The organism is Sphingomonas aliaeris (assembly GCF_016743815.1).
GTDB classification, from domain to species: Bacteria; Pseudomonadota; Alphaproteobacteria; order Sphingomonadales; family Sphingomonadaceae; genus Sphingomonas; species Sphingomonas aliaeris.
In genome coordinates this window covers 87,626-112,803 of record NZ_CP061035.1, presented here as the reverse complement: position 1 = coordinate 112,803, position 25,178 = coordinate 87,626, and the positions used below count along the sequence as shown (strand labels likewise).

General features: G+C 65.8%; 18 protein-coding genes. 7 read left to right on the top strand and 11 right to left on the bottom strand.

The features are described from left to right. Positions 1-28: 28 nt before the first annotated feature. The 3 genes from H5J25_RS00490 to H5J25_RS20410 are packed head-to-tail and all read left to right on the top strand — an operon-like array spanning position 29 to position 2,422. The gene (locus H5J25_RS00490) at positions 29-1,192 is read left to right on the top strand and encodes an SGNH/GDSL hydrolase family protein (protein WP_202093761.1); all 1,164 of its coding nucleotides are present in this window, start codon (positions 29-31) and stop codon (positions 1,190-1,192) included. A 14-nt stretch (positions 1,193-1,206) separates the two neighbouring features. After that, a complete protein-coding gene (locus H5J25_RS20415) occupies positions 1,207-1,947 on the top strand; it encodes a hypothetical protein (RefSeq protein WP_225883252.1) in 741 nt (246 codons plus the stop codon). After that, positions 1,844-2,422: an SGNH/GDSL hydrolase family protein gene (locus H5J25_RS20410; RefSeq protein WP_225883251.1), complete on the top strand. Its 579-nt coding sequence runs from the start codon at positions 1,844-1,846 to the stop codon at positions 2,420-2,422. The genes H5J25_RS20415 and H5J25_RS20410 overlap by 104 nt, the downstream gene beginning before the upstream one ends. 20 nt (positions 2,423-2,442) lie before the next feature. On the opposite strand, the gene H5J25_RS00480 is transcribed toward H5J25_RS20410, so the two are convergent. Then, positions 2,443-3,264 carry an IclR family transcriptional regulator gene (locus H5J25_RS00480; RefSeq protein WP_202093759.1) on the bottom strand — a complete coding sequence of 274 codons (822 nt, stop codon included), beginning with the start codon at positions 3,262-3,264 and terminating at the stop codon, positions 2,443-2,445. Positions 3,265-3,484: 220 nt separating this feature from the next. Between H5J25_RS00480 and H5J25_RS00475 the strand changes: the two genes are divergently transcribed. Next, a complete protein-coding gene (locus tag H5J25_RS00475) occupies positions 3,485-4,630 on the top strand; it encodes a CaiB/BaiF CoA transferase family protein (RefSeq protein WP_225883250.1) in 1,146 nt (381 codons plus the stop codon). A 9-nt stretch (positions 4,631-4,639) separates the two neighbouring features. Here H5J25_RS00475 and H5J25_RS00470 read toward each other — a convergent pair whose 3' ends face one another. From H5J25_RS00470 to H5J25_RS00420, 10 genes are all read right to left on the bottom strand, one after another. Then, on the bottom strand, positions 4,640-6,622 hold the full coding sequence (locus H5J25_RS00470; protein WP_202093757.1) for a beta-galactosidase: 1,983 nt from the start codon (positions 6,620-6,622) through the stop codon (positions 4,640-4,642). A 93-nt stretch (positions 6,623-6,715) separates the two neighbouring features. Continuing rightward, positions 6,716-10,387 carry a beta-galactosidase gene (locus H5J25_RS20405; protein WP_225883249.1) on the bottom strand — a complete coding sequence of 1,224 codons (3,672 nt, stop codon included), beginning with the start codon at positions 10,385-10,387 and terminating at the stop codon, positions 6,716-6,718. Continuing rightward, a complete protein-coding gene (locus H5J25_RS00455; protein ID WP_202093752.1) occupies positions 10,384-11,106 on the bottom strand; it encodes an SDR family oxidoreductase in 723 nt (240 codons plus the stop codon). The genes H5J25_RS20405 and H5J25_RS00455 overlap by 4 nt, the downstream gene beginning before the upstream one ends. Continuing rightward, positions 11,103-12,113 (bottom strand): Gfo/Idh/MocA family protein, encoded by a 1,011-nt coding sequence (locus H5J25_RS00450; RefSeq protein WP_263973946.1) that lies wholly within the window; start codon positions 12,111-12,113, stop codon positions 11,103-11,105. Before H5J25_RS00450 ends, H5J25_RS00455 begins: the two co-directional genes overlap by 4 nt. A gap of 47 nt (positions 12,114-12,160) precedes the next feature. Further along, positions 12,161-13,354, bottom strand: coding sequence for an extracellular solute-binding protein (locus H5J25_RS00445; protein ID WP_202093748.1), 1,194 nt, complete (start codon positions 13,352-13,354; stop codon positions 12,161-12,163). Further along, positions 13,351-14,523 (bottom strand): ABC transporter permease, encoded by a 1,173-nt coding sequence (locus tag H5J25_RS00440; RefSeq protein ID WP_202093747.1) that lies wholly within the window; start codon positions 14,521-14,523, stop codon positions 13,351-13,353. Before H5J25_RS00440 ends, H5J25_RS00445 begins: the two co-directional genes overlap by 4 nt. Then, on the bottom strand, positions 14,520-16,013 hold the full coding sequence (locus H5J25_RS00435) for a sugar ABC transporter ATP-binding protein (RefSeq protein WP_225883247.1): 1,494 nt from the start codon (positions 16,011-16,013) through the stop codon (positions 14,520-14,522). Before H5J25_RS00435 ends, H5J25_RS00440 begins: the two co-directional genes overlap by 4 nt. Beyond that, a complete protein-coding gene (locus H5J25_RS00430) occupies positions 16,007-16,975 on the bottom strand; it encodes a sugar ABC transporter substrate-binding protein (protein ID WP_225883246.1) in 969 nt (322 codons plus the stop codon). Before H5J25_RS00430 ends, H5J25_RS00435 begins: the two co-directional genes overlap by 7 nt. Positions 16,976-17,003: 28 nt before the next feature. Continuing rightward, complete coding sequence (locus H5J25_RS00425; RefSeq protein ID WP_202093743.1) at positions 17,004-17,453, bottom strand: MaoC family dehydratase; 450 nt, start codon at positions 17,451-17,453, stop codon at positions 17,004-17,006. Further along, the gene (locus tag H5J25_RS00420) at positions 17,450-18,628 is read right to left on the bottom strand and encodes a CaiB/BaiF CoA transferase family protein (protein WP_225883245.1); all 1,179 of its coding nucleotides are present in this window, start codon (positions 18,626-18,628) and stop codon (positions 17,450-17,452) included. The genes H5J25_RS00425 and H5J25_RS00420 overlap by 4 nt, the downstream gene beginning before the upstream one ends. Positions 18,629-18,744: 116 nt before the next feature. On the opposite strand from H5J25_RS00420, the gene H5J25_RS00415 reads away from it, so the two are divergent. The 3 genes from H5J25_RS00415 to H5J25_RS00405 are packed head-to-tail and all read left to right on the top strand — an operon-like array spanning position 18,745 to position 25,113. Next, positions 18,745-19,854: an extracellular solute-binding protein gene (locus tag H5J25_RS00415; RefSeq protein ID WP_202093741.1), complete on the top strand. Its 1,110-nt coding sequence runs from the start codon at positions 18,745-18,747 to the stop codon at positions 19,852-19,854. 22 nt (positions 19,855-19,876) lie between these two features. Further along, complete coding sequence (locus tag H5J25_RS00410) at positions 19,877-23,929, top strand: glycosyl hydrolase (protein ID WP_202093740.1); 4,053 nt, start codon at positions 19,877-19,879, stop codon at positions 23,927-23,929. Continuing rightward, positions 23,926-25,113 carry a ThuA domain-containing protein gene (locus H5J25_RS00405; protein WP_225883244.1) on the top strand — a complete coding sequence of 396 codons (1,188 nt, stop codon included), beginning with the start codon at positions 23,926-23,928 and terminating at the stop codon, positions 25,111-25,113. The genes H5J25_RS00410 and H5J25_RS00405 overlap by 4 nt, the downstream gene beginning before the upstream one ends. The last annotated feature ends 65 nt before the right edge of the window (positions 25,114-25,178 follow it).

The following is a 25,178-nucleotide window of genomic DNA, read 5'->3' as shown; positions in this document are numbered from 1 at the left end:
CGAGCGTGTGTCGGGCGTCAGGCCCGGCATGACGCTCGCCGTCTTCACCCGGCTACTCGGGGCGGCGGCGCTGGTCGCCCTGGCGGCCAAGCCGGCGCAGGCCGAGTGGGTCGCGGGGTGGATGGCCGCCCCCTTCCCCGCGACGCCTGTGCTCGCGGCACACGATATCCGCGACTATTCCAACGCGACGGTGCGTCAGGAGCTTGTCGTCGGCACGTCCGGCAGCCGGCTGCGCGTGCGGATGACGAATGCGCTGGGGACAGTGCCGCTCTCTTTCGCGTCCGCCCTGATCGAGATCGACGGGCAGATGATCCCGCTGCATTTTGCGGGGCAGCCGGGCGCGATCCTGCCCCCGGGTGCCGCGCTGACGAGCGATCCGGTCGCTCGCCGGATAAACCGCTTCGACCGGATCGCGATCACCGTGCGGTACGGAGCAAACCCCGTTCCCGCCGCGCACCTGCTGACCGTCGGGGTGGCCTATGCCGATGGGCGCACCCGCACGGGACGCGGCCCGGCGCCCGCCACGATGGTCGAGGTCGATCGCATCCGACCCGGGCGAGTGATCGTCGCGCTGGGCGATTCGATGACGGAGGGTGCGCGCGCCAAGCCGGAAAGCTTCACCGGATGGCCGGAAATGTTCGCCGCGCGACTGGCCTCGCTACCGCGTTACCGGGACTGGAGCGTCGTCAATGCCGGGATCCACGGCAATCGACTGCTGCGCGACGGTGCCGGGCCCAACGCGCTCGCCCGGCTGGATCGCGATGTCCTCGCGGTGCCCGGCGTGACGGACGTCCTGCTGTTCGAGGGGATAAACGACATCGGCTGGGGCAATTCCAAGCCGGCCACCGACGGCCCGGTCGATGCCGCCACCGTTATCGCGGCCTATTCGCAGATCATCCACCGCGCGCATGACAAAGGCGTGCGAGTGGTCGGCGCGACGATCCCGCCATATCGCGGCTCGATCTACTTCACCGCGCGTGGGGATGTCGTACGGCAGGCGGTCAACGGGTGGATACGGACATCGGGCGCGTTCGATGCCGTGGTGGATTTTGCCGCGGCTCTGGCCGACAAGACCAACCCGTCGCAACTCGACCCCGCCAATGATTCGGGCGACCATTTGCACCCGAGCGATGCCGGCTATCGGAAGATGGCCGCGGCGATCGATCCACGCGTTGCGTTTCCGGTACGATGATTGGGGAAGAGCATATGAAAAAAATCTTGCACATGATGATCGGTGTCGCCACCCCGACCCTGCTTGCCGCGGCACCCGTGCCCGCAGATCGCTGGGTGAGTGCCTATGGCAATGCGCCAATCGGCTACGAGCCGGCAATCCGCGACGCACTTGGCGCGCCGCTGAAGGACCAGACGGTCCGTCAGATCGTACGGGTCGCCGCGTCGGGCACGAAGCTGCGCGTCCGCCTGACGAACGAGCTTGGATCGACCGCGTTGCGGATCGGGGCCGCCAGCATCGTCGAACTCGATCGCGCCGGACTGCCCGTGGCCGGCACCCGGCATGCGCTGCTGTTTTCCGGCGCACCCGGGGCCGTCATCCCGGCGGGCGCACCGATGCTGACCGACGCGCTGTCGATGGTTGCGAAGCCCGGCGTGGACTATGGGGTATCGGTCTATTTTCCCGAAACATCCACGCCCCCGGCGCACGCCCAGATGGCCGATGTCGCGCCCGGCGATCAAACCGCGCGCGGCGTCTATACCGGACAGGTGCGCAAGCGCGTTCCGGCGATCGTCGCGCGCATCGATCTGGTCTCACCCGAGGCCTCGCGCACGTTGGTGGCCTTTGGCGATCTCGATCACCGAAGGCGCGGCGTCGACGCCCGGCGCGTATATGAGCTGGCCCGATCAGCTCGCGCGGCTGCTGGCTGCCCGGCGAGACGGCAGGTGCTGGTCGGTCGTCAACGCGGGGATCAGCGGCAATCGCCTGCTGCATGACGGGCGGGGTCCCAATGCGCTCGCCCGGTTCGATCGCGACGTGCTGTCGGTGCCGGGAGTGCGCACCGTGATATTGCTTGAAGGAATCAACGACATCGGTGCGAGTGCGATGCCGGGCCGCCGCGACGATGCGGTGGGCGCGGACCGGATCATCGCCAGCTACCGCGAAATGGCGGCGCGGGCGCGGGCGCATGGTATTCGTGTCATCGCCGGGACATTGCTACCGTTCGAGGGCGCCGCATATTTCACGGCGGAGGGCGAGGCGAAGCGCCAAGCGGCGAACGCCTGGATACGAACGTCCGGCGAACTGGATGGCGTAATCGATTTCGACGCGGCGATGCGCGATCCGGCCCGCCCGACGCACATGACGCCGAGAACAGGCAGCACGGACAGCCTGCACCCCCAGGACGCCGGCTATACGATCATGGCACAGGCGGCTGAAGCGGTGATCGCGCGTGACCGGTGCACGCGGTGAACCCAGCCGGTGCGCCGGTGTCAGGCGGCGGCGAGCGGGTCGCTGGCCTGGCGCAGCGAGAGACCGGTCGCCTCGGTGATCGCCAGCGCGGTGCGGCGCAGCGGCTCCAGCAACCGTTCGTGGCGCGCGTCGCCATCCGCCTCGATCAACGTGGCGATCGTCAGCGCGGCATTGAGCGGCGCGCGCGGGCTGCCGACCAGGACGCCCAGATCGGCGCTCCCCAGGAAGCGTTCGCTGATCGACGCGGCGTAGCCGTCACGGCGCACGGCGGCGATCTGTTCGGTCTTCTTTTTGCGTGCCGCCGCGCTCATCGCGCTCCACGCCGGTTGCCGGCCAAGCAGGCTGTCCAGCGCGTCGTCGGACAAAGCGGCGAGCAGCAGGCGACCGGAGTTCGTCCGCAGCGCGTCGTGGGTCGAGCCGACTTCGACCGAGAGGCGAAACGGATTGGGGCTCTCTTCCTGCGCGAGCACGAGAACTTCGTCGTTGCGCAAGACCGTGAGGTGGCAGCTTTCGCGTACCTCGTCGGCCAGCGCGCGCATGAACGGCCGGGCGGTGGAAACCAGCGTCTCGTACGGCGAATGGATCCGGGCGAGCTGGAACAGCTTGAGCGTCAGTGCATAACCGCCGCTGGTGGCATCGCGGTAGATAAAGCCGCGGCCCTCGAGACAGGCGAGCATTCGAAACAGTTCGCCCGGCTGGCGATCGAGCGCGCGCGCCAGTTGCGACTGGGTCAGCGGCACCGCCTGGTCGGCAAGATATTCGATGATATCGAGACCTTTTTCGAGCGCAGGAACGACATACTTCAAGCGCCGCTCATCGGACGACATGCTTTTCACGGACATTGCGCCCCCTTCGATTGTACGATCGCGCCGGCTGTATCGCGACACGGCGCCCGGCGACACCGTCACCGGGAAATTTTCTTTCCGGGACATGCCGGTTTAGCGGGCGTTGCGCCGTCACGAAACACGTCTGGTTGCATTCCTCCAGGCCTTACAGACGGATGTGAGCGCGCTCATGCGAATTGACGGCGATGAGTTTCCCGGAACGCGAATAAAAAGGAGCGTGACGCCATCCGCACCGCTCGACGGCCTTTTGGTGCTCGACATGGCGCAGTTCCTCGCTGGGCCGGCGGCGGCGCTGCAGCTTGGCGATCTGGGCGCCCGGGTCATCAAGATCGAACGGCCCGGCGCGGGCGATCTCAGCCGGTCGTTATACCTTACGGACACCGACATCGACGGCCATTCGACGTTGTTTCACGCGATCAACCGCAACAAGGAAAGCCTTGCGCTCGACTTGAAGAACGACACGCATTTGAAGGCGATACGGCAATTGATCACCCGCGCCGACGTGGTGATCCAGAATTTCCGGCCTGGCGTGATCGAGCGGCTGGGGCTGGATTACGACGTGGCGAAGCAGCTTAATCCGGGCGTGATCTATGGCAGCGTATCCGGTTTCGGTCCAAGCGGGCCTTGGTCGAAACTGCCCGGCCAGGATTTGCTTGCGCAGGCGCGGTCGGGAGTGATGTGGCTGAACGGCACCGCGGGCAGCGGGCCGATGCCGATCGGCCTGTCCGTCGCGGACATGCTGGCGAGCCATGTGCTAGCCAAGGGCATTCTCGCGTTGCTCGTACGGCGCGGACGCACCGGCCTTGGCGGTCTGATCGAGACGAGCCTGCTTGAAGTCCTGGTCGACTTTCAGTTCGAATTGCTGACGACGCACCTCAACGATGGCGGGCGCGCACCCCGTCGCGCCGCCGCTCATGGTGCCAATGCGTACCTTGCCGCGCCATACGGTGTGTATGCCACGCGGAATGGCCATCTCGCGCTGGCCATGACGCCGCTTGACAAGATCGAGGCGCTGCTGGACCTGCCCGGATTGGCGTCGGCCGATGGTTTCGCCGATCGCGACAGCCTGCTCGACCGCATCGCGGGGCGCGTCGCCGAACGCACGACGGAGGACTGGCTCGCATTGCTGGAACCGGCGGGCATCTGGGCCGCGCCGGTACTCGACTGGCCGGCATTGCTTGCCGCCGAGAGTTTTCAGGCGCTCGGCATGTTGCAGAACATCCGGACGGCATCCGGCACCGTGAAGACGACGGCGGCGCCCTTCCGGATCGACGGCGCGCGCCCGACATTCGGTCGCGGCGCGCCCGGCATCGGGGAACAATCGCGCGATATCTGCGAGGAGTTCGGCCTCGATCTCGGCTGACGCCGGGGGCTATTGGCAGGCAGTGCCGGTGACCTCGACCACGCCTACCTCATGCGGTTGCAGGACGCTGTTCGAAAACGTTCCCGCGACCACACGTGCCGTGCCGGGAAGCGAGACGGCATGCGCCTGCCCCCCATGGTTGATCAGGACGAAGACGCATCGCCCTGCCCCGGCGCGTGCGCTGACCTCGACATCGGGGTGGACGCCGCGAAGGAGCGGTTCGACCTTTGCCCGCGCTAGCACCTGATCGGCGAGAGTGCGCATCGCATCCGGATCGAGCCATGCACCGACATAAGTGATGCTGCCCTTGCCAAGCGACCGCGTGACGATCGCCGGTTTCTTGTCCAGCCATCCGCCCGGATCGGCATAACGCGACAGGACGGTCACGTCCGGCGTATCGGGGACAAGCGTTTCGGCCCAGACCGATGCCGTGCCGCCGGGTGATCCGGTCAGCCCGACGGGAACGTCCAAAGCGTAGAATTGATCGACCCGAGCGCCCAGCATTGGCGCCAACGGACCCGGCTGGCGATCGGGCCATAATGCGTTCGCATCGTCCTTCATGCCGGAGCGCGGTCCGAGCACCAGATGACCGCCGCCGCGCACATAGTCGGCCAGATGATCGGCCTGCGACTTGGTCAGTACGTTGAGCGATGGCGCGATAACGAGCGGGTAGCGCGCCAGATCCGCATCGACCGGCAGCACCGCGACACCTTGCGCGGCGATACGCACCGGGCGGTAGAAATCGGTGAACTCGCGGATCGGATCGAAATTCTTGTTCAACGGCTGCAGGTCGATCGCCCATCGACTGTCATAGGAAAACAGCATCGCCACCTTCGCGACCGGTGCGGTATCCGCAAGCGCGGCCGACGCGGCACCGATCTCCCGCGCGGTGCTGGCCACCTCGGCGAGGATAGGATTGGGTTTTCCGTCCTGCCCAAGCAAAGAGCCGTGGTAGCTTTCCTGCCCGTTACGCGCAGGCCGCCACTGCCAGTACAACACGGCGTCGGCGCCATGCCCGATCGCCTGCCACGCCAGTTCCCGCACCTGCCCGGGATCGAGCGCGCGGTTTACGGGTACCCAGTCGACCCGCCCCGGCTGGGTTTCCATCAGCCAGAAGTTACGCTGCTTATAGCCGCGGACGAGATCGTGATTGGCCCCATTCGCAACCCAGTCGGGACGTCCGTTCGGAATATAATTGTCCCACGATGCGAGATCGAGATCGCGATGCAGTACGAAGTGATCGAACCCCGCATTCCAAAACATCGTGTTGGTGGTAACGAACTGACGCGGATCGGCCTGCGCACGAATCGCACGCGTCTGGTTCATCACGTAATCGGTCCAGGTCGCGGTGGTGAAGTGCTTGAAATCCAGCAGCAGCGCGGGGTTCTGCTGCCCGGTCGCGTGGAGCGGCACCTGATCGAAATCGTCGTAACGCTGGCTCCAGTATTCCGTCGCCCAGCGGGTGTTCAGCGTCGCGATGTCGCCGTAGCGCGCCTTGAGGAATGCGTGCCAGCGTGCAACCGCTTCCGTGTCGAACGACGGCGGCCCGACCTCGTTGTCGATCTGCCAGCCAATCACGCGCGCATCATGTGCGTACCTTTTGGCCATTTCCGCCGCTACACGGCGGGCAAGGTCACGGTACCGGGCGCTGGCGAAGGAGAAATGACGGCGGGCGCCGTGTGTCGCGCGCTTGCCATCCTCATCGACGCGTAAAGTATCGGGATAGTTCTGGGTCAGCCATGCGGGCGGCGCGGCGGTCGGCGTGCCGAGCACCACCTGCATGCCGTGACGTGCCGCCGCGGCGACTGCCCGGTCGAGCCAGGCGAAATCGAATTGCCCCTCCGCCGGTTCCATCCGGCTCCAGGCGAATTCGCCGATCCGCACGGTGTTGAACCCCGCCGCTTTCATCATGGCGAGATCGGTATTCCAGTTCGCCTCCGGCCATTGCTCCGGATACCAGGACGTTCCGACGGCAAGCGCAGGCCGGGCCATGGCGCGCGTCGCCGGGGGGTTGGGACAGGGCAGCGACCGGGGCCGCCGCCAGCAACAGCGCGATAACCCGGGCCAGTCGCAGGCGGCGGGCGATCATCGGGCAAATCCGATGCGCAGGACATAGGGCATGGTCTTGCCCGCATCGGCCGGCAGCGTGGCTTCCATGCCGGACGGAGTCTGCCGCCATGCGACCGCCCCGCCGCCCAGCAGCCGCACGTCCGCTATCCCGCGATCGAGATAGCGCGAGCCGGCGTACAGCGTCTTGATCCGCACGACACCGTCCGTCGGGCGCTCCATCCCGATCGCGTACAACGCGCCGTTCTTCGTGGTGAAGCGAATGTCCTCCGCCTTCCAGCCCTTGTTCTGCGCTTCGGACTTCTCGCCGGTGACGATCGCTGTCGGGCCTTCGCCGAAATACTTCCACGGGCGCGTGCCGTAGATCGCCTCGCCATTCACCTTCAGCCAGGCGCCGATATCCCGCAGCACCGCCTGGGCCTGGTCGGGAATCGTGCCGTCCGCGCGTGGGCCGACGTTCAGCATCAGATTACCGTTCTTGGAAACGATATCGACCAGGTCCTGCACCAGCGACTTCGGCGACTTATAGTCGTCGTCCTGTATATAGCCCCAGCTCTTGGTCGAGATCGACGTGTCGGTCTGCCACGGCTCGAGCCGCAGGGCGTCGAGCTTGCCACGCTCGACATCGTAGAGGGCAGTACCCGGGGCGAACTGAGACCCCTTATACGCGATCGACGGGCTGTAGCCCTTCTTGCGCGCGGCATTGTAGTAATAGGCCGCGAAACGCTGGAGATAGGGTTCGAACGCGGGCGCGGCGGTCCACCAGTCGAGATAGATGATCTCCGGATCGTATTTGTCGATAATCTCGGTCGTGCGCGCGAGCCAATCGTCGAGGAATTGCTTGCTCGGCGGGTTCCAGTTTTCGAGATGCGCGCCATCGGGCATGCCCTTGCCCTTTTCATCGCCAATCCGCATCGGGGCGGCGGGGCCGTACAGCCCGGCATAGCGAGGGTCGCGCACGTCGCTGTCATAGTCGCGGCCGACGCCGTACCACCACCAATGCTCCGCCCGGTGCGACGACAGGCCGAAGTGCAGTCCCTGCGCGCGCGCCGCCGTCATCAGGGCGCGGGCAGTGTCCTGTTTCGGGCCCATCCTGACCGCGTTCCAGTCGGTCATGTCGGAATCGTACATTGCAAAGCCATCGCAATGTTCGGCGACCGGCATGATGTAGCGCGCGCCCGCGTCCTGAAAGAGCGTGACCCATTTCGCCGCGTCGAACTTGTCGGCGGTGAATTTCGGGATGAAATCCTTATAGCCGAAGCTGGATTGCGGCCCGAACACGTTGCGATGAAATGTATAGGCCACGTTGCCAGGCTCATACATGTTGCGCGAATACCATTCGGTGAGGAAGCCCGGCACGGCATAGGGGCCCCAATGCAGGAAGATGCCGAACTTCGCGTCGCGGAACCATTCGGGCACGCGGATCGCCTTGAGCGATTCCCAATTGGGGCGGAACGGACCGCTTGCGGTTCCGCGATCGACCTTCGCCAGCTGGCGTCCGACCGGCCCCGCCTTGAAATCCATCGGGTAGAGCGTGTCGTTCGCATCGGCGGTCGCGGCTTGAACGATCGGCGAAGCATGTAGCGGCACCGCACCCGTCATCGTCGCGCCGAGCAATAAAGTTTTTAGAAATCGCTTCATCGTTTCGCTCCAGTCGCCGGACGTTGCAGTACGGCGACGCCCTCGGGGAAGGTCGACGGCGGCGATCGTGCCGCCGTTCAGGATGTCGGACATGGCGGTCGGCAGCGCGACGCGTTGCGCGGTGCGCCCGTGGTTGATCAGAATGACGATGCGTCGGCCGGAGCCTTCTCGCGTCATCAATTCGACGTCTGCGGGCGTGGCGAAATCCCGTGTGATGCGTGCCTCGGCAAGCGCCGTGTCTATCAGGTCCTTGGTGACGATCTTGTCGAACACCGCCCCATGATAGCTGATCCGGCCCTTGCCGACCGTGCGAGTGACCGCCGCCGCGTGGCCGTCAAGCCAACCGTTCGCCTTCCCGTAACGCAACAGCACCTTGGTATCGGGCGCGGCCGTGGAGAGGTCTTCCGCCCAGATGCTGGCCGTTCCGCCATCGACGGCAACGGTCTCGTCCAGCGCGTAGAATTGCTCGACCTGCGCGCCCAAAAAATTGCCGAGCGGGCCCGGCTGGCGCACAGTATCGAGGCGGTTGAACTCGTCCTTCATTCCCGATCGCGGCCCGAGAATAAGGCGCCCGCCCTTGCGGACATAGTCCGCCAGCCGCTTCGCCAGCGCGTCGGGAATGACATTGAGGCTGGGCGCGACGACCAGCTTGTAACGATCGAGCGGCGCATAGGCCGATACGACATCCACCGCGCCGACCGCATCCTTCAACGGGCGATAGTAATTCAGCAGCACGCCGATCTGGTCGTAGTCCTTGGTCAATGGCTGGAAGTCGATCGCCCAGCGGCTGTCATAGTCCTGCAGAATAGCCACCTGCGCATCGGGCGAGGTGCCGGCCAGTGCAGGCGATGCCTTGGCGAAATCGCGTCCGATCTGCGCGGCCTCGGCATAGATGGGCAACGGCTTGCCGTCCGGTCCGACGATCGAACCATGCATCGTTTCCTGCCCGTTCAGGGCGTTGCGCCACTGCCAGAACAACACTGCATCGGCGCCGTGGCCGACCGTTTGCCACGCAAGTGCGCGCGTCTCTCCGGGGTACAGCATGTTGCTGACGGGCGCCCAGTTCACGAAGCCGGGCTGCGTCTCCATCACCCAGAAGTTCTGGCGTTTCCAGCCGCGCGCCAGATCGTTGACCGCGCCGTTGCGATACGCGTCGAGATGCCCGGTGCCGACATAATCGTCCCACGATGCAAGGTCGAGATCGCGGTTGATGGCATAGCGATCGAAGCGGTTGGCCCAGCCCAGCCCGCCCAGATTGGTGGTGATGAAGGCGCGGGCGGGTATCTTCGCGCGCAGCACGTCCGCCTGATTACTTTGGAACGCGACCCACTGGCTGGTGATGAAACGTTTCAGGTCCAGCATCCAGCCCGGGTTTCCGCCACCTGCGTTGAACGGTATTTGATCCCAGCGCGAATAGGTTTGCGACCAATAGGCCGTCGCCCACTTATCGTTCATTGCGTCGAGCGTGCCGTATTTCGCCTTCAGCCACGCATGCCACGCATCGCGCGCCGCCGGATCGTAGCTCTCATCGGTGTGTTCGTTGCCGATCTGCCAGCCGATGACGTTCGGTTCGCGGCCAACGGCATCCGCCATCTGCGCGACGACCGCGCGGGCCATGTCGCGGTAGCGCGGCGACGAGATCGAGAATTGCCGTCGCCCGCCATGCCCCGCCGGCACGCCGTTCGTATCGACGCGCAACGTATCGGGATATTTCTGCGTCAGCCACGCAGGCGGCGTATCGGTTGGCGTACCGACCACGACCTTCAAGTCATATTTTGCCGCCAGCCGCACTGCGCGGCGGAGCCAGTCGAGGTCGAACTTGCCTTCCTCCGGTTCGATCCGGCTCCAGGCATATTCGCCGATCCGCACGACGTTCGCGCCATGCGCCTTCATCAGGCGAAGATCCTCCGCCCAGCGATCCTCGGGCCATTGTTCGGGATACCAGGCGGATCCGAGCCACAGCCGTTCGGACGCGGCCTTCGGTGCGGGCGCCTGCGCGAGTGCCGGTGCCGCGACGCACGCCGCCAGCAGGGCGAGAAAGCGCCTCATAGCGCCCAGCCGCCGTCGATGATCTGGACTTGCCCGGTGGTATAGGTAGCACCGGCAAGATAGACAACGAGATCGGCAATCTCCTCCGGTTGGCCGATCCGTCCGATCGGCTGGCGCGCGATGAACGCCGCGCGGGCGCCTTCGTAATCGCCCCCGGCGCCCAGCCGGTCGTGCAACGATGGCGTCTCGACCGTGCCGGGGCAGATCGCCGTGACCCTGATATTCTTGTCCACGAAATCCGCTGCGACCGACTTGGTCAGTCCGATCACCGCCGCCTTCGACACCGAATAGGCGAAGCGGTTGGGCACGCCCTTCACGCTGGATGCGACCGAAGACATATTGATGATCGCACCGCCGCCGCGCGCGACCATTCCGGGTAGCACCGCGCGACACATCCGCGTCATCGCCTTGACGTTCAGCGCCCAGGCGAAGTCGAGATCTTCGTCGCTGGTTTCGAGTACGTTGCCGCCGTGAACGACACCCGCACAATTGAACAGGATGTCGACCGGGTCAGCAGCACACGCCGCGACCGCAGCCGCATCGAGCACGTCGAGCCGGCGCGTTTCGATGCCCGGCCCTTCAAGCCCGGCCAACGCGGCCGCGTTGACGTCGGTGGCAATCACGCGCGCGCCCGCCGAGGCGAGCGCCAGCGCGGAGGCGCGGCCGATACCCTGTGCGGCGGCGGTGACGAATGCTGTCTTTCCGGTCAGGTCGGTCAAGGTTCGGTCCTCATGATGGGTAAGGGAGTGCCGGGCTGATCGCCCGATCGGTAACAGGCCTCGACCAACGCCATCGTCTGCCAGGCGTCGTCGACGGCAGTACACAGGATGTCGTCCTCCCCCGCTGCGAAGCGCTGGAGATTGGCCATCGGGCCGATAAAAGCGTCGGGGAACCATGCGCCGGCCAGCGGCACCTGCTCCCAGGCCGCCCCGCGCGCGACCATCCACAATTCATCCGGCTCGCCAGCGGGATAGTCGAGCAGCACGCCAAGCTTGGCGACCGCAGCACCCTCGCTTCCTTCGACGCGGAACTGCGCCGCCTGGAATTCGCGCCCGAAATCGTGATGGTGGTTGATCGACAGCAACACGCGCAACGTCGCGCCGTAATCGAGGATGATCGATGTGCGCGTGTCGGCCAGCGTGCTGGACGGATGGCCGTAACTGCGTGCGAAAACCGATGTCGGATTGCCGACGAGCGCGCGGATCGCATCGAGATAATGGATTGAATGGCTGACGATCTCGACCCGCGGATTGCCTTGCAGATGCGGAAAGAGATGCCACGGCGTGGCGAGGTTGATCTGTACCTCGATCTCGGTCAATTTGCCGAGCATGTTTCGCGAAACGGCGTCCGCCACGGCAAGCATCATCGCCGAATAGCGCAACTGGAAATTGACCGAAGCCGTCAGTCCCCGATCCGCGCAAACATCGCGTATCGCCGTCGCCGCGGCGAGATCGAGCCCCATGGGCTTTTGCAGCAGCACCGTGGCGCCATGCGGTAGCGCGGCGAGGATCTCGTGGTGCGTGAGCGGCGGGGCTGCGACATCGAACACCGCGTCGGCGCCCGCCGCGTCTTCGAGTGACGCGAAGACGGTCTGGATACCCCATTTGCCCGCCAGCGCCCCCGCGCGGTCCCGGTCCGGATCGTAGACACCGGAAACCGCGAATCCGGCCTCACGATAAGCCGGAAGATGCGCGTCCCTTACGATCCCACCGGTCCCGATGATCACGATAGGGCGGGGTTTCGAGGGCATCGGCCAGGCTTGGCGCAGCGCAATCATAGGGCCGCCCCCGCACGAGCTGGTGTCAGGGCTCGAGACTGGGCCTCGGCAAGCAGATCGGCCGTCGCACGGTCCGTGGCGACCGCCGCCGTGATCAGATCGTCGACGATATGGCTGATCCGCGCAAGATCGGGCGTTACCGGCATCTCGCGAGCATGTTCGTGCAACCATTCGAGCCGGTGATAATAGGGAATTGTCGCGTTAATCTCGGGATCGTTCCAGGTCGACCGCCGTACGCCGATCGCACCGGACGTCGTCGTCAGCCGGTCCATCGCCGCAGTCGCGCAATGACGCAGAAATGCCCAGGCGAGCGATTTGTGACGCGAGCCCGTGCCGATCGCCAACACCCAGAAGACGTTGAGCGACACGCTGGTCCCACCCGGTCCGGCGGGCAAAGGTGCGACATCGACCAGTCCTGCGACCTTGCTGTCCGCGGAGGTGTCGCAATAGGCGGCGAAGCCGAACCAGTTCGCCATCAGCGCGACCTTGCCCGCGGCAAAGGCCATGCCCGATGCGACGCTGTCCATCGCCGCACAGCCCGGCGCGATCGCATCCGGATCACGTGCGAGCCCACGCAGGAAATCCAATGCATCGACCGCCTGCGGCGAGGTCAGGTCGATCTGTCCGTCCTCGTCGAACAGCTCGCCCCCGCGCGACCAAACGTGAATGCAGAAATCGTAGAAGCTGTTATGACCGTCGGGAAAGAGCGCAAGCACCGTCCCGTAGCGGTCTTGCGCCGGCTTCTGCAGCCCGCGGGCGCAGGCGTGGAATTCGTCCCAAGTCGCGGGCGGCGTGGCGATCAGATCCTTGCGATACACCAGACATTGCGGCCCGTCATGATACGGCATGCCCCAGAAGCCCCCGGCGAAGCGCTGCAATCCGGTCAAAGACGGGCTCCAATCCTCCGGGAAACCGGCGATCGGTTGCCGATCGAGATGTGGCGCGAGATCCTCCAGCAGATCGTCGGCGACCGCCTCGGCGAGCCAGTCGGTATTCAGGAACGCGATGTCCCACGCGCCGGTCGCCAGGCCGCGATCTCCAATCGTCGCCTGATGCAGCGGGTTCAGGTCAAGCTCGACGGCATCGAGCGTCGCGTCGCTGCCTGTCGTCGCGACGAAGTCGGCGAATTGCGCGGCGATCGCTTTCGCAAACGGATCGAAACGCCGGACCGCGATGCGCAAGCTTGTCATACCGGCGCCCCGGACGGCGGCACCGGCATCGTTTCGAGCACGGGCGACGCCTCGGCTGGCACCCGACGCGTCCGCTTGCGCTCGCCACCGATCGTGTAGATCGCCGCCGCCGCGATCACGACGACGCCCTCGATCAGGCCCTGATAGCTGGCCCCCAGATTGAGCACGTTGAACCCGTTGGTCAGCGTGAACAGCAGCAATGCGCCGACCACCGTCTTGACCACGCTGCCTGCGCCGCCGAACAGAGACGTTCCGCCGAGGATCGCCGCGGCGATGACGGTCAGTTCGGTGCCCTGCAACGCGGTCGGGTTGATCGCGCCGAGCCGGCAACCGAACAGGATGCCGGCGAACCCCGCCGCCAGCCCCGACAGGATGAATGCGCCGAGCTTGTAGGCATGGACGTTGATCCCCGACAGCCGTGCCGCCTCGGCATTTCCGCCAACCGCATAGATATTCCGCCCGATCACGGTGAATTTCAGCACCGCCCAGACGAGCGCCGTGAAGATCGCGAGATACACGACCGGCGCCGCGACGGAGAAGGCCGGGCCGGCGAGCAAGGCGAGAACCGCCACCACGATACCGCTGCCGATCACCAGCGGCTGACGCCTGGTCAGGCCCAGCGCGCATAGCGCGGCAGCGATCAGCAATAGTGCCCAGAATACCGGCACGCGCGTGCTTTCGAACGCCAGCATTTGCGCCAGCGTATCGGCCCTTTCGACCATCAGCGACCGGCCGTCGGTGAGCACCAGCACCAGTCCGCGCACCGCCGTCAACGTGCCGAGCGTGACGATGAACGCATTGATTCCGACGAACTGGACGATCGCGCCGTTAAGCAGTCCGATGCCGGCGGCCGTGATCAGCGCGGCCAGGGCGGCGAGCGGAAAGCCGATCTGCGGCGCCAGTCCGACCAGTATCGCCGCGGCGAGCGCCGCAACCGAAGCGACGGACAGATCGAACGCACCGGTGATCAGCATCACCGTCATCGCGACGCCCATAATGCCGACCAGCGACGCCTGATAGCCGATATTGCCGAGATTTTGCGCCGTCAGGTAATTCGGCAGGCCGCGCGCCTGTGCCATCGCCGCGAGGATACCGAGCAGGATCAGCAGCGCGTAATAGACCCCCGCCTCACGCAACCCGAAATGTCGTCGCCAATCGATCCTGCTCACGCGGCATCCTCCCAACGCGCCTGGCTGCCACCCGCCAGCTGGATCAAGGCCGCCTCGTCTAACGTCGTCGGATCGGCGATGTCGCGCACCACCGCGCCGTCGCGCATGACGAGGATCCTGTCCGATATGGCAAGCAATTCCTCGAACTCGGAACTGACCAGCACCACCGCCAGGCCATCGTCGGCAAGCGCGCGGATTAGTTCGAGAATATCGGTCCGCGCCCCGATATCGATCCCCGCGGTCGGTTCGTCGAGCAGCAGGACGCGCGTGCCGGGCACGAGCCACTTGGCGATCACGACCTTTTGCGCGTTCCCGCCCGAAAGCTCGCCGACCAGCGCCTCGGGGCCTGCGGCCTTGATCGCGAGGCGGGCGATAGCGGCGCGCGCGGCAGCGTCCTCGCCCGCGCGATCGATCAACGTGCCGCGCCGCGGCAGCGCGATATTCTCGGCGATCGTCATCTGCGCCACGAACCCCTGCCGCGCGCGATCTTCCGGAAGGAGCGCGATTCCCGCCGCGACCGTGTATTCCGGCGCGAGCGTCACTTTGGAACCATCGACGACGATCTTGCCGCTCGCCGCTGGATCCGCGCCGAAGATCGCGTGGAGCAATTCGCTGCGCCCCGACCCGAGCAAACCGGCAATCCCGACGATCTCGCCCGCACCCACCGCAAGCGACGTCGATGCCAGCCGGCCCGGCGAGCGAAGATCGCTCACGTCGAGCATCGCGCCCGACAGCTTCTTCCGTGTGGTGGACCGGGTCATCGCGCCGACCGACCGGCCGGCGATCGCCGCGGCGATGGCAGCTTCGTCAAGCGACGCGGTTTCGGCGCGCAACACCGCCTGCCCGTCGCGCAGCACCGTGACCTCATCGGTAAGGGCGACGATCTCATCGAGGAAGTGCGAGATGAACAGCACCGCCCGGCCCTCCGCCGCCAGCCGCCGGATCATCCGGTAGGCGGTTTCGCGTTCCTGTTCGCCGAGTGCCGCGGTCGGCTCGTCCAGAATGACCAGAGCGGGGTCGCCGATCAGCGCCTGCGCCATCGCGACCATCTGACGCGCACCGATCGGCAGATCGCCGACCATATCATCCAGATCGAACGGGTCGCCCAGGGTCGCGACGATTGCCGCCGCCTTACTGCGCATCGCCGCGTCGCCACGCCAGCCACGGCGCTGTTCGAGCAGGATATTGTCGAGCGCGCTGAGCGTCGGGACGAGCGGGATGTGCTGGTACAATGTGGCGATTCCCGCGGCACGCGCATCGCGCGGCGTCCGCCACCGCACATCGTCGCCGCGCCACGCGATCGTACCGCCGCTCGCCGGCACCGCGCCCGCGAGAATCTTGATCAAGGTCGACTTGCCCGCCCCGTTCGCGCCGAGCAAGCCGTGAACGCGACCCGGCCGCACCTCCAGATCGACCCCGCGCAGCGCGACCGTACCGTTCGGCCATACCTTCGCGATACCGCGCAGGGCGAGGAGCGGGGTATTCACCATTGCCCGACGCATTGCTGCACCGTGGCACGGGTGACCGCCGGGATCGGATAGGTCCGAAAACGATCGCCGCCGGGACTGGCAAGCGCCTGGAACGCAAGTGCGCCGAGCGCTTCGGGCTTGAAGCATACCGTGCCATCGACGGCGCCGGCCTTGATCGACGCGATAGCGAGCTTCGATCCGCCGACACCGATCAACCGGGCCTTTGACCCGGCGGCACGGACGGCGCGGGCACAACCGACCACCATGTCGTCCGCTTCGTTGTAGAACAGGTCGATCCCGGGTTGCGCCGCGAGGATGTTCTGGCACGCGGCCTCGCCCCCCTCGCTCGTCCAGTTGCCCGGCTGCGCGGCGACGATCGCATAATGTGCGCCCGCCGCGTCCAGCGCCTGGCGAAAGCCCCGCGCGCGCTGCTCTACTTCCGGAAAGCCCGCCGCGCCTTCAATGATCGCGATGCGGGCCGGGCGGTCCTTCGGCAGCAGTCTTGCCGCAAGTTGACCGGCGGACCGGCCTGCGGCGACTTCGTCCTGCGATGCCAGCGCGACCAAGCCCGGATAGACATCCTCCACCCGCCGGGTGCGAGGATCGCCGACCAGCGCCGCGACTGCTGCGATCGGTACGCCGGCGCGCCCTGCGCGCTGCACCCACCCCTGCGCGACGACCGAATCCAGCGGCATCACCGCGATGCCGGCGACGCGCTGCGCAATCAGGTCGTCGATATCGTTGGCCTGTTTCTGCACATCGCCCTTGGCATCCAGGATGACTGCGGTCGCACCCGCACGCGCCGCAGCATCACCAAAGCCCTTGGCGATCGCCGCGGCGAAGGGGTAGCTGAGCCCTACGGTCGATAGCCCATAGCGTGGCCCACCCGCTGCGCCGACCGCGACCGACCCGTTCGCCGCGCGGGCCGCGGTGCGCACGCCGATGAGCGAACCGCTCGCGACGATCGCGACCAAAGCCGTCATGGCGAGGGGAATCGGGCGCCAGCGCATCTCAGTCGGTCGGGCGGCGCGTGACGAGATACAGATGCTCGCACGCCAGCACGGTTTCGCCGCGCTGGTTGCGGATATCCACCTGTTCGGTGACGACGCCCTGCCCGGCGCGCTTGGCATGATCGCGCATGTCTGAAATGCGCGTCACGGTCGTGATCGTGTCGCCGATATGCACCGGGCGAATGAAGCGCAGCCGATCATAGCCGTACGACATCGCATGCGGATTGATCGTCGTCGCGGTCAGCCCGATGCCGATCGCGAACACCATCGTGCCGTGCGCGATACGTTGCCCGATATCCTGCGTCCTGCACCATTCGGCATCCATGTGATGCGGGAAGAAATCGCCGGTATGGCCGGCATGGACCACGAAATCGGTTTCGGTGATGGTCCGGCCGAAGCTCGTCCGCTCCGATCCGACGACATAATCCTCGAAATATTGTGCGACGATCATGCGGCCAGTTCCCGGTCGATTGCAGCCCGATCGGCACCCAGTCGGGGTGCCGCGCGCGCGGAGTGAAGGATTTCGCCATCGATCCGGATCGGGCAGCGGGTGGTGGCCATCATGGCGCCATCCTGCGCCTGGATCCGCTGCGTGGCATTCAACGCGGTAAAGGCGGGTTCCGACATCAGCGCCGGCCAGTCGAGCACGGGCGCGCACCAGATGCCGGCCGGCTCGAGAATATCGAGCCAGTCCTGTGCCGGTCGCGTATGCAGATGATCGCGCAGTATCGCCTTGATCGCGTCACGCTCGGCAAACCAGCGGTCGGCCGGGAACGCGCCGAGTTCGGGCAACCCGAGCAGCACACCCAAGCGATCGATTGGCGCCATCGCCAGCGCGAGATGACCCGAAGCCGTCGCATAGATACCGTAGGGCGCGGCGAGATAAACGTTACCGTTGGCGACCCGGCTGCGCTGCGGCATCTTTTCGTCGCGATTGAGGTGCACGGACAGATGCTCGAACTGCAGGTCGATCGCGGTTTCCATCAGGCTGACATCGACCCGCCCGCCCTGTCCGCTGACCCCGCGCCGGACCAGCAGGGCGAGGACGCCCTGGCATAATTGTGCGCCAGCCATCATGTCGGTCACCGAAAAGCCTGCGGGAACCGGCGCATCATCGGCATCGCCCGAAAGCCAGGCGAGCCCGGAAAGCGCCTGCACCAGCAGATCCTGCCCGGGACGATCGCGCCACGGGCCGTCCGTGCCATATCCACTGACGCCTGCGTAGATCAGGCGGGGGTTGAGCGTGCGGACCGCCTCCCAACCCAGCCCAAGCCGGTCCATGATGCCGGGTCGGAAATTGTGGATCAGCACGTCGGCGCGCGCGACGAGTTGGCGGACGGCGGCGAGATCGTCCGGATCCTTGAGGTCCGCGGCGTAACTTTCCTTGCCGCGATTTATCGCATGGAACAGCGCGCTGGACCCGTCGAACGCCATGTCTGCGAGAAACAGGGACCGGCTGGCATCGCCGCCATCGCGCCGCTCGACCTTGATGACCCGCGCGCCGAGATCGGCCAGCCGCAGCGCGCAGGATGGCCCCGCGAGAAACTGGCTCAGATCCAATATTGTCAGGCCGGCCAAAGGCAGCTCCGAAGGGTCGAGCCGCTCGGCCAAGTCATCCGTCTCCACGCGGCAGTTCTCGCATTCGTATGTTTATATGATGCTATTTGCACATGCTATGGATCGGGCTATGGGGTGTCAACTGGGTTTCACAGACAAACCAGACGTTCGCAGGAGAATGATGCATGCGGGGCATGACGTGGGATCATCCACGGGGATTCGATCCATTGGTGGCCGCTTCCGACCAGTGGGAGCGTATGACGGGGCAAGCGATCCAGTGGGACCGCCGATCGCTGCAGGATTTCGAGACGTACCCGGTCGAAGACCTTGCGAGGAATTATGACTTGATCGTGATCGATCATCCGCATGTCGGGCAGATCGCCGACACGGGGGCCCTTGTCGCGCTGGACAGTCTGATCGATGCCGATGCGCTTGGCGAAATCGCCGCCGGGTCGGTCGGTGGATCCTTTGAGAGCTATCAATGGAAAGGACACCAATGGGCGCTGCCGATCGACGCGGCGGCGCAGGTGCAGGCCTGGATGCCAGGCCGGATCGCCGGTCCGCTGGCGCGCTGGGAAGAGGTCATGGCGCTTGCCGAGAACGGACGGGTAGCAGTTCCCCTGCGGCCGCCGCACAGCCTGATGAGCCTGTTCACGCTGTGCGGGATGACCGGCGTCTCGCTCGATCCCGACGACGTCGACCTTTTTCCCCCCGACGCAGCCCTGGCGTATCAATTGCTCGAACGGCTTGCCGCACGCCTCGACCCTATCGCGTATGGATCGGACCCGATCGCGATGCTGGAAGACATGGCGCGGCCCGATAGCGTTTTGGCGGTGGCCCCGCTGATTTACGGTTACGTCAGCTACGCGCAGGACGGGTTCCGAACGAATACGATCCGTTTTGCGGATCTGCCTGCGCTGGAAGATGGGCCGTGCGGCTCCGCTTTGGGTGGGACGGGAATAGCCGTATCCGCATTTGGTCGACAGCCGGAGGAAGCCGCCCGGTTTGCTGCCTGGATCGCCAGCGGCGCGGTGCAGCGCGATCTGGTCGCGAGCGAAGGCGGGCAGCCCGCACACGCCATTGCCTGGGACGCGGACGCCACCAATGCCACGACGCACGATTTCTATCGCGCGACCCGCGCCACGCTCGACCGCGCATGGCTGCGACCGCGCCACCGAGGCTATATGGATTTCCAGCACCAGGCGTCCGAACGTTTGAACGCGGCATTGCAGGCCCGCGAGCCCGCCGCATCGGCACTAGCCGCACTGAATGCGCTGTATCGCGCCAGCCACTGACCCCGTGATCAGGACAAAGACGATGAGCCGCCACGCACGCGCCCTTTTGGCCAGCACTATTCTTCTGACGCTGGCTACGGCAGCCCGCGCCGACCAGCCGGAACCGGTCGTGCCGGACGAAAACACCTTCCGCACTCCGCCGGCGGAGGCGCGCCCCAAGACGCTGTATTTCTGGATGAACGGTAACGTCACGCGCGAGGGGATCGACGCCGATCTGGTGGCGATGCGCGATGCCGGACTGAGCGGCCTGCTCGCTTTCGACGGCAGCAGCGACATTCCCAAGGGTCCGGTCGATTATCTCAGCCCGCAATGGCTCGACCTGATGACGCATATGATGAAGCGTGGCGGCGAACTGGGTCTGACGGTCGCGATGCAGAACGCACCTGGCTGGTCTTCCAGCGGCGGCCCGTGGATCAGCCCTGCGCAGGCCATGCAACAGATCGTCTGGACCGAGACGACGCTGGACGGCGGACGCCGCATCACGACCCGCTTGCCGCAACCCTATACCAAGCTGGATTACTACCGCGACGCGATCGTCGTCGCCTTCCCCGCATCGGCCGGCGACGAGAGCCGATGGCGCGACACCGTCGCGTCGATGCGGATCGGTACGAAGCCGGTCGATGCGGGGACGTTGACCGACCGGAACCTGCACTCGACGATGTCGATCGCGCCAGATGCGCCGTTGCTCATCGCCACGAACGCGCCCTTCGCTGCACAGGCGGTGACGTTATATGCCGAGAAGGATCAGCCTTCCTTCTCGGCGAAGATCGAAGCGTCCGAAGACGGCCAGACATGGCGTACCGTCACTCGCGTGACGGTCGGCGCGGAACGCGGGATCGAGGCGCCGGGCACAGCCAACTTCCCGAGCCTATCCGCACGGTACTTCCGGGTCACGCCGTCGACCAAAGCCAAGCTGGCAGAGGCGCTATTTTATGGCACGCCGCGCATCGCCGACTGGGATGCAAAGGCCGAACACAATTTTCACGGCGCGATGGCGGCAAGCGCGAAGGAGCCCGTTGTACCGCCGGCAGACGCGATCGATCCGGCGCGCATCATCGACCTGACCGGCAAGGTTGCGGCGGACGGTACGCTCGACTGGCGCGCACCCGAGGGCCGTTGGACGATCCTGCGCCTCGGCCACACGCCGACCGGAAAGCTGAACGTCGCCGCGTCGGATTCCGGCCGCGGGCTGGAGGTGGACAAGTTCAGCGTCGCCGCGGTTGATCATCAATTCCAGAACAGCATCGCGCGCGTCATCGCCGCCGCCGCTCCACAGGCACGCAAGGCGTTCACGCGGGTCGAGATCGACAGTTACGAAGCCGGACTGCAAAATTGGAGCGAAGGCGTTCCCGCCGCCTTCGCCAAGCGCAACGGATATGCTTTGACGAAATTCGCACCGGCCCTTGCAGGCCGTGTGGTCGGCGACACGGATCGCTCCGATCGTTTCCTGTTCGATTTTCGCCGCACGCTCGCCGATCTGATGGCCGACAATTACTATGGCGAGATGGAGCGCAAGGTACGCGCAGCGGGGCTGGAGTTCACCGTCGAGGGCTATGGCCCCGGCCCGTTCGACGAATTGCAGGTCTCGGGCCGGGTACAATATCCAATGACCGAATTCTGGACGCGCACGCCGTGGACCGACAACCGGTCGGTCAAGATGGTGAGTTCCGCCGCGCACGTCTACGGGAAGGATCTGGTCGCGGCCGAGGCGTTCACCGGCGAGGCGCAGACCAGCCGCTGGTCGGATTATCCCTATGCGCTGAAGGCGCTGGGCGACCTGATGTTTTCGCAGGGCGTCAACCGCCTCTATTTCCACCGCTACGCGATGCAGCCCAACCCGAAGGCCGCGCCCGGCATGACGATGGGGCCCTGGGGCATCAATCTCGATGCCAGCAACACATGGTTCAAATCGGCCAGACCCTGGCTCGATACGCTGTCGCGCAGCCAGTATCTGCTTGGTCTCGGCCATCACGCCGCCGACGTGCTGTATTTCGTCGGCGAGGATAGCCCGAACCAGGCCGAATATCTCCGCCCCGACATCTCGCCCGACAGCAATCCGCGGATCGGGACGCATTTCACGCCAGCGATGCCGGCCGGCTACCAATATGATTTCGTCAACGCCGAGGTCCTGAATACCGTCGAGGTGAAGGACGGCCGGATCGTGCTGCCCAACGGCGCCAGCTACCGCCTGCTCGTGCTGCCGGATGGATTGAGCGGAATGACTCCGGAACTGGCCGCTCGATTGCGCGATCTGGTCGCGCGCGGGATGGTGATGCTCGGCGAGCGTCCGCAAAAGTCGTTGTCGCTTACCGGTGGGGCGAAGGGAGAAAGCGCTTACCGCGATAGCGTCGCGGCATTGTGGGGCGACGGAACCGCCACCCGCAGCGTCGGCCGCGGCAAGGTCTATCCGACCGGAACGATCGCGGGCGTGCTGGGCGATCTCGGCGCCGGGCCCGATGCCGATTGCCAGACCGCGACGCCGGACGGCCAGGTCGTCTGGCATCACCGCACGCTGCCCGACGGCGATATGTACTTCGTCGCCAATCGCCAGCGCCGCGCGGAATCGGTGACGTGCAGTTTCCGTGTCGCAGGTAAGGCGCCCGAATTGTGGAACCCGGAGAGCGGCACGGTCTCCAGCCCGGCGCTGTACGACACGCCGGCCGGACGCACGCGCGTCTCGTTCGCGCTCGACGCCTCGGGATCGACCTTCGTGATGCTGCGCAAGCCGGCCGGCCCCGCTGCCACCTGGGTCGCACGGAACGGCGTGAAGTTCGCCGACGTGCAAGCCGTAGCGGCACCAGCGCCAGCGGCGCCCTCCGATAGTTTCACGCTGTCGGTCTGGGCCAAACCCGATGTCGACCTGCGGCTGATGCCGTCCGAGAAGGTCGATGGCCGGATCAACGAAACGGGCAAGTTCTACCTCGTTCCGGCACGGTCCGGGTTGGACACGCACGGCGCCGACACGGCCGTTGCGGGCCTCGCCGTCGGGCGTAACGGAGCCTATGTCATCGAACGCACCTCACCGGACGTCGCGCCCGCCGTTCTGGTGTCGCACACGCCGATCGCCGGCTGGACGCACTTCGCGCTGGTCTACGATCGCGGGACGCCGAGGCTGTACATCAATGGCAAGCTTGATCGAACCGGCCTGAAAAGCGGCCGCAGCGTGTTTGCCGGCGGCAGCGACGCACCGCCCGCAACCGGGGTCACCTATTTCTTTGAAGGTGACAATGGTCCGTTGACGACCCTGCCCCGCATTTTGTCGACCGCCGAAATCGCCGCGCTCGCCGCCAAGGGCCCTCCCGCGCCGGAGATCGCAGTTCAGCCGGCCGTGGTCACCGGCAATGGCGACGCGATGAAGGCGCTCGCCTTCGAAAGCGGCCGCTATTCGCTGAGCACGGGTGCGACGTTCGCGGCGACCGTTCCCGCCCCGCTGACAATTGCCGGCGGGTGGTCCGTCGCGTTCGAGCCGGGCCGCGGCGCCCCGGCCAGCGCCACGCTGCCAGCGCTTGCCTCGCTCAGCCACAATGCGGATCCGGGCATCCGGTATTTCGCCGGTACCGCGACCTACACCCGCAAGATCGTCGTTCCGGCCAGCGCCTTCGCACCGGGACGCCGAACCTTCGTTGATCTCGGCCGGGTCGAGGTGATCGCGAAAGTCAGCATCAACGGCCGCGATCTCGGCACGGTGTGGAAGGCGCCGTTTCGTATCGACATCACCGATGCGATCCGGCCCGGCGCGAACCATATCGAGGTGGCGGTTACCAGTCTGTGGCCGAACCGGCTGATCGGCGACGCGCAACAGCCCGATCCATATCCGCGCGTCGATTCGGAATGGCCGGTCGGCGAACGCTTCGCACCCGATGGAAAGCGGCGCGAGATCATGGCGCGAAAGTTGGTCGAGTTGCCGGAATGGTATCGCTCCGGCAAACCCAAGCCGAAGGACGGACGGGTCGGCTTTTCGACCTGGACCTTCTTCCAGAAGGACGAGGCTTTGCTCGATTCCGGCCTGCTCGGCCCGGTGCGGCTGGTTTTTGCCGACGAAATACCCATCGCGAAGGGCGCAGATCGGCCGTGACCGGCGCACTGATCAAGAAAGGAAGCGATATGTGGAGAATCCGGCTTGAGTGGATGATCGCCGGTATCGCGCTGGCGTTCGCGATGATCCTGGGGAGTTCGAATGCCGCCGCTTCGGCTCCCGATTGCCCGTTGCGAGACCAACCGTTTTCGGTCGATTCTCCGCTGCTCGACCTCTGGCTCAGTCCCGCCGCTACGCAGATCCTCGACGATCAGGCGCCGGCCGTGTTCGTCGGGGCATCGGACATGCTGCGCAACCGCGACGTCCCGGCCTTCGCCGCGATCATCACGGCCCGGATGGTCGCCAGGAAGAAACTTTCGGCCGAGCAGGTCGACCGGCTGGATCGGTCGCTCCGCGCGTTACCGGTCACGCCGTCCGACAGGCGCGCGCGCTGCGCCCGCTATGATGAGACGCCGCTGAATACCCGCCCCGTTCGCGGTCGCCCGGCCGTTCTCGTTTTCCAGAAAATCGTCGGATTCCGGGACGGGCCGTCGGTCGACGCCGCGGAACAGGCCTTGCGCGCGATGGCCAAGCGGCGGGGATGGAGCATCGTGGTGACCGACCGTGGCGGCGCCATGACGGCGGCCACGCTGTCGCGGTTCGATACCGTCATCTGGAACAACGTCAGTGGCGACGTGCTGACGATACGCCAGCGCGCCGCGTTCCGGACCTATATCGAAAACGGCGGCGGCTTTGTCGGGATCCATGGGGCCGGCGGCGACCTCGCCTATTTCTGGGACTGGTATGCGGACGAGCTGATCGGCACGCGCTTTCGCGGGCACCCCACCCAGCCCTCCTTTCAAACCGCACGGATCGACGTCGCAGATCCCGATGCTGCCATCACGCAGGGGCTGGGCAGCGGCTGGACGATGAACGACGAATGGTATTCGTTCGTCACCAATCCTCGCGAGACGAAATCGACGATCCTGCTGACGCTCGACGAGCAGACATATTCCCCCAAGGGCGGCGGCGAAGATATCTCGATGGGCGACCATCCGATCGCGTGGACCCGGTGTGTACGCGACGGGCGCGCTTTCTTTTCGGCGATGGGTCACCGACCGGAAACCTATGCCGACCCCTCGCATAATCGGCTGCTCGAACAAGGCATCCTATGGTCGATCGGCCGTTCCGGACGCGGATGTCGCGCCGGACAGGCGATCGACATGTTCCGCGACCACCGATGATCGCCGTTTGCCAGTTCGGCATGGTTCCTATTACATGACGAATTGAGCGATGGGGTAACGTACTG

Coding starts and splice junctions, on each gene's coding strand:
- H5J25_RS00410 (WP_202093740.1), top strand. CDS start 19,877: ATGAGCCGCCACGCACGCGCCCTTTTGGCCAGCACTATTCTTCTGACG.
- H5J25_RS00430 (WP_225883246.1), bottom strand. CDS start 16,975: ATGACGGCTTTGGTCGCGATCGTCGCGAGCGGTTCGCTCATCGGCGTG.
- H5J25_RS00480 (WP_202093759.1), bottom strand. CDS start 3,264: ATGTCCGTGAAAAGCATGTCGTCCGATGAGCGGCGCTTGAAGTATGTC.
- H5J25_RS20410 (WP_225883251.1), top strand. CDS start 1,844: ATGAGCTGGCCCGATCAGCTCGCGCGGCTGCTGGCTGCCCGGCGAGAC.
- H5J25_RS00445 (WP_202093748.1), bottom strand. CDS start 13,354: ATGACAAGCTTGCGCATCGCGGTCCGGCGTTTCGATCCGTTTGCGAAA.
- H5J25_RS00435 (WP_225883247.1), bottom strand. CDS start 16,013: ATGGTGAATACCCCGCTCCTCGCCCTGCGCGGTATCGCGAAGGTATGG.
- H5J25_RS20405 (WP_225883249.1), bottom strand. CDS start 10,387: ATGAGGCGCTTTCTCGCCCTGCTGGCGGCGTGCGTCGCGGCACCGGCA.
- H5J25_RS00470 (WP_202093757.1), bottom strand. CDS start 6,622: ATGGCCCGGCCTGCGCTTGCCGTCGGAACGTCCTGGTATCCGGAGCAA.
- H5J25_RS20415 (WP_225883252.1), top strand. CDS start 1,207: ATGAAAAAAATCTTGCACATGATGATCGGTGTCGCCACCCCGACCCTG.
- H5J25_RS00490 (WP_202093761.1), top strand. CDS start 29: ATGACGCTCGCCGTCTTCACCCGGCTACTCGGGGCGGCGGCGCTGGTC.
- H5J25_RS00425 (WP_202093743.1), bottom strand. CDS start 17,453: ATGATCGTCGCACAATATTTCGAGGATTATGTCGTCGGATCGGAGCGG.
- H5J25_RS00415 (WP_202093741.1), top strand. CDS start 18,745: ATGCGGGGCATGACGTGGGATCATCCACGGGGATTCGATCCATTGGTG.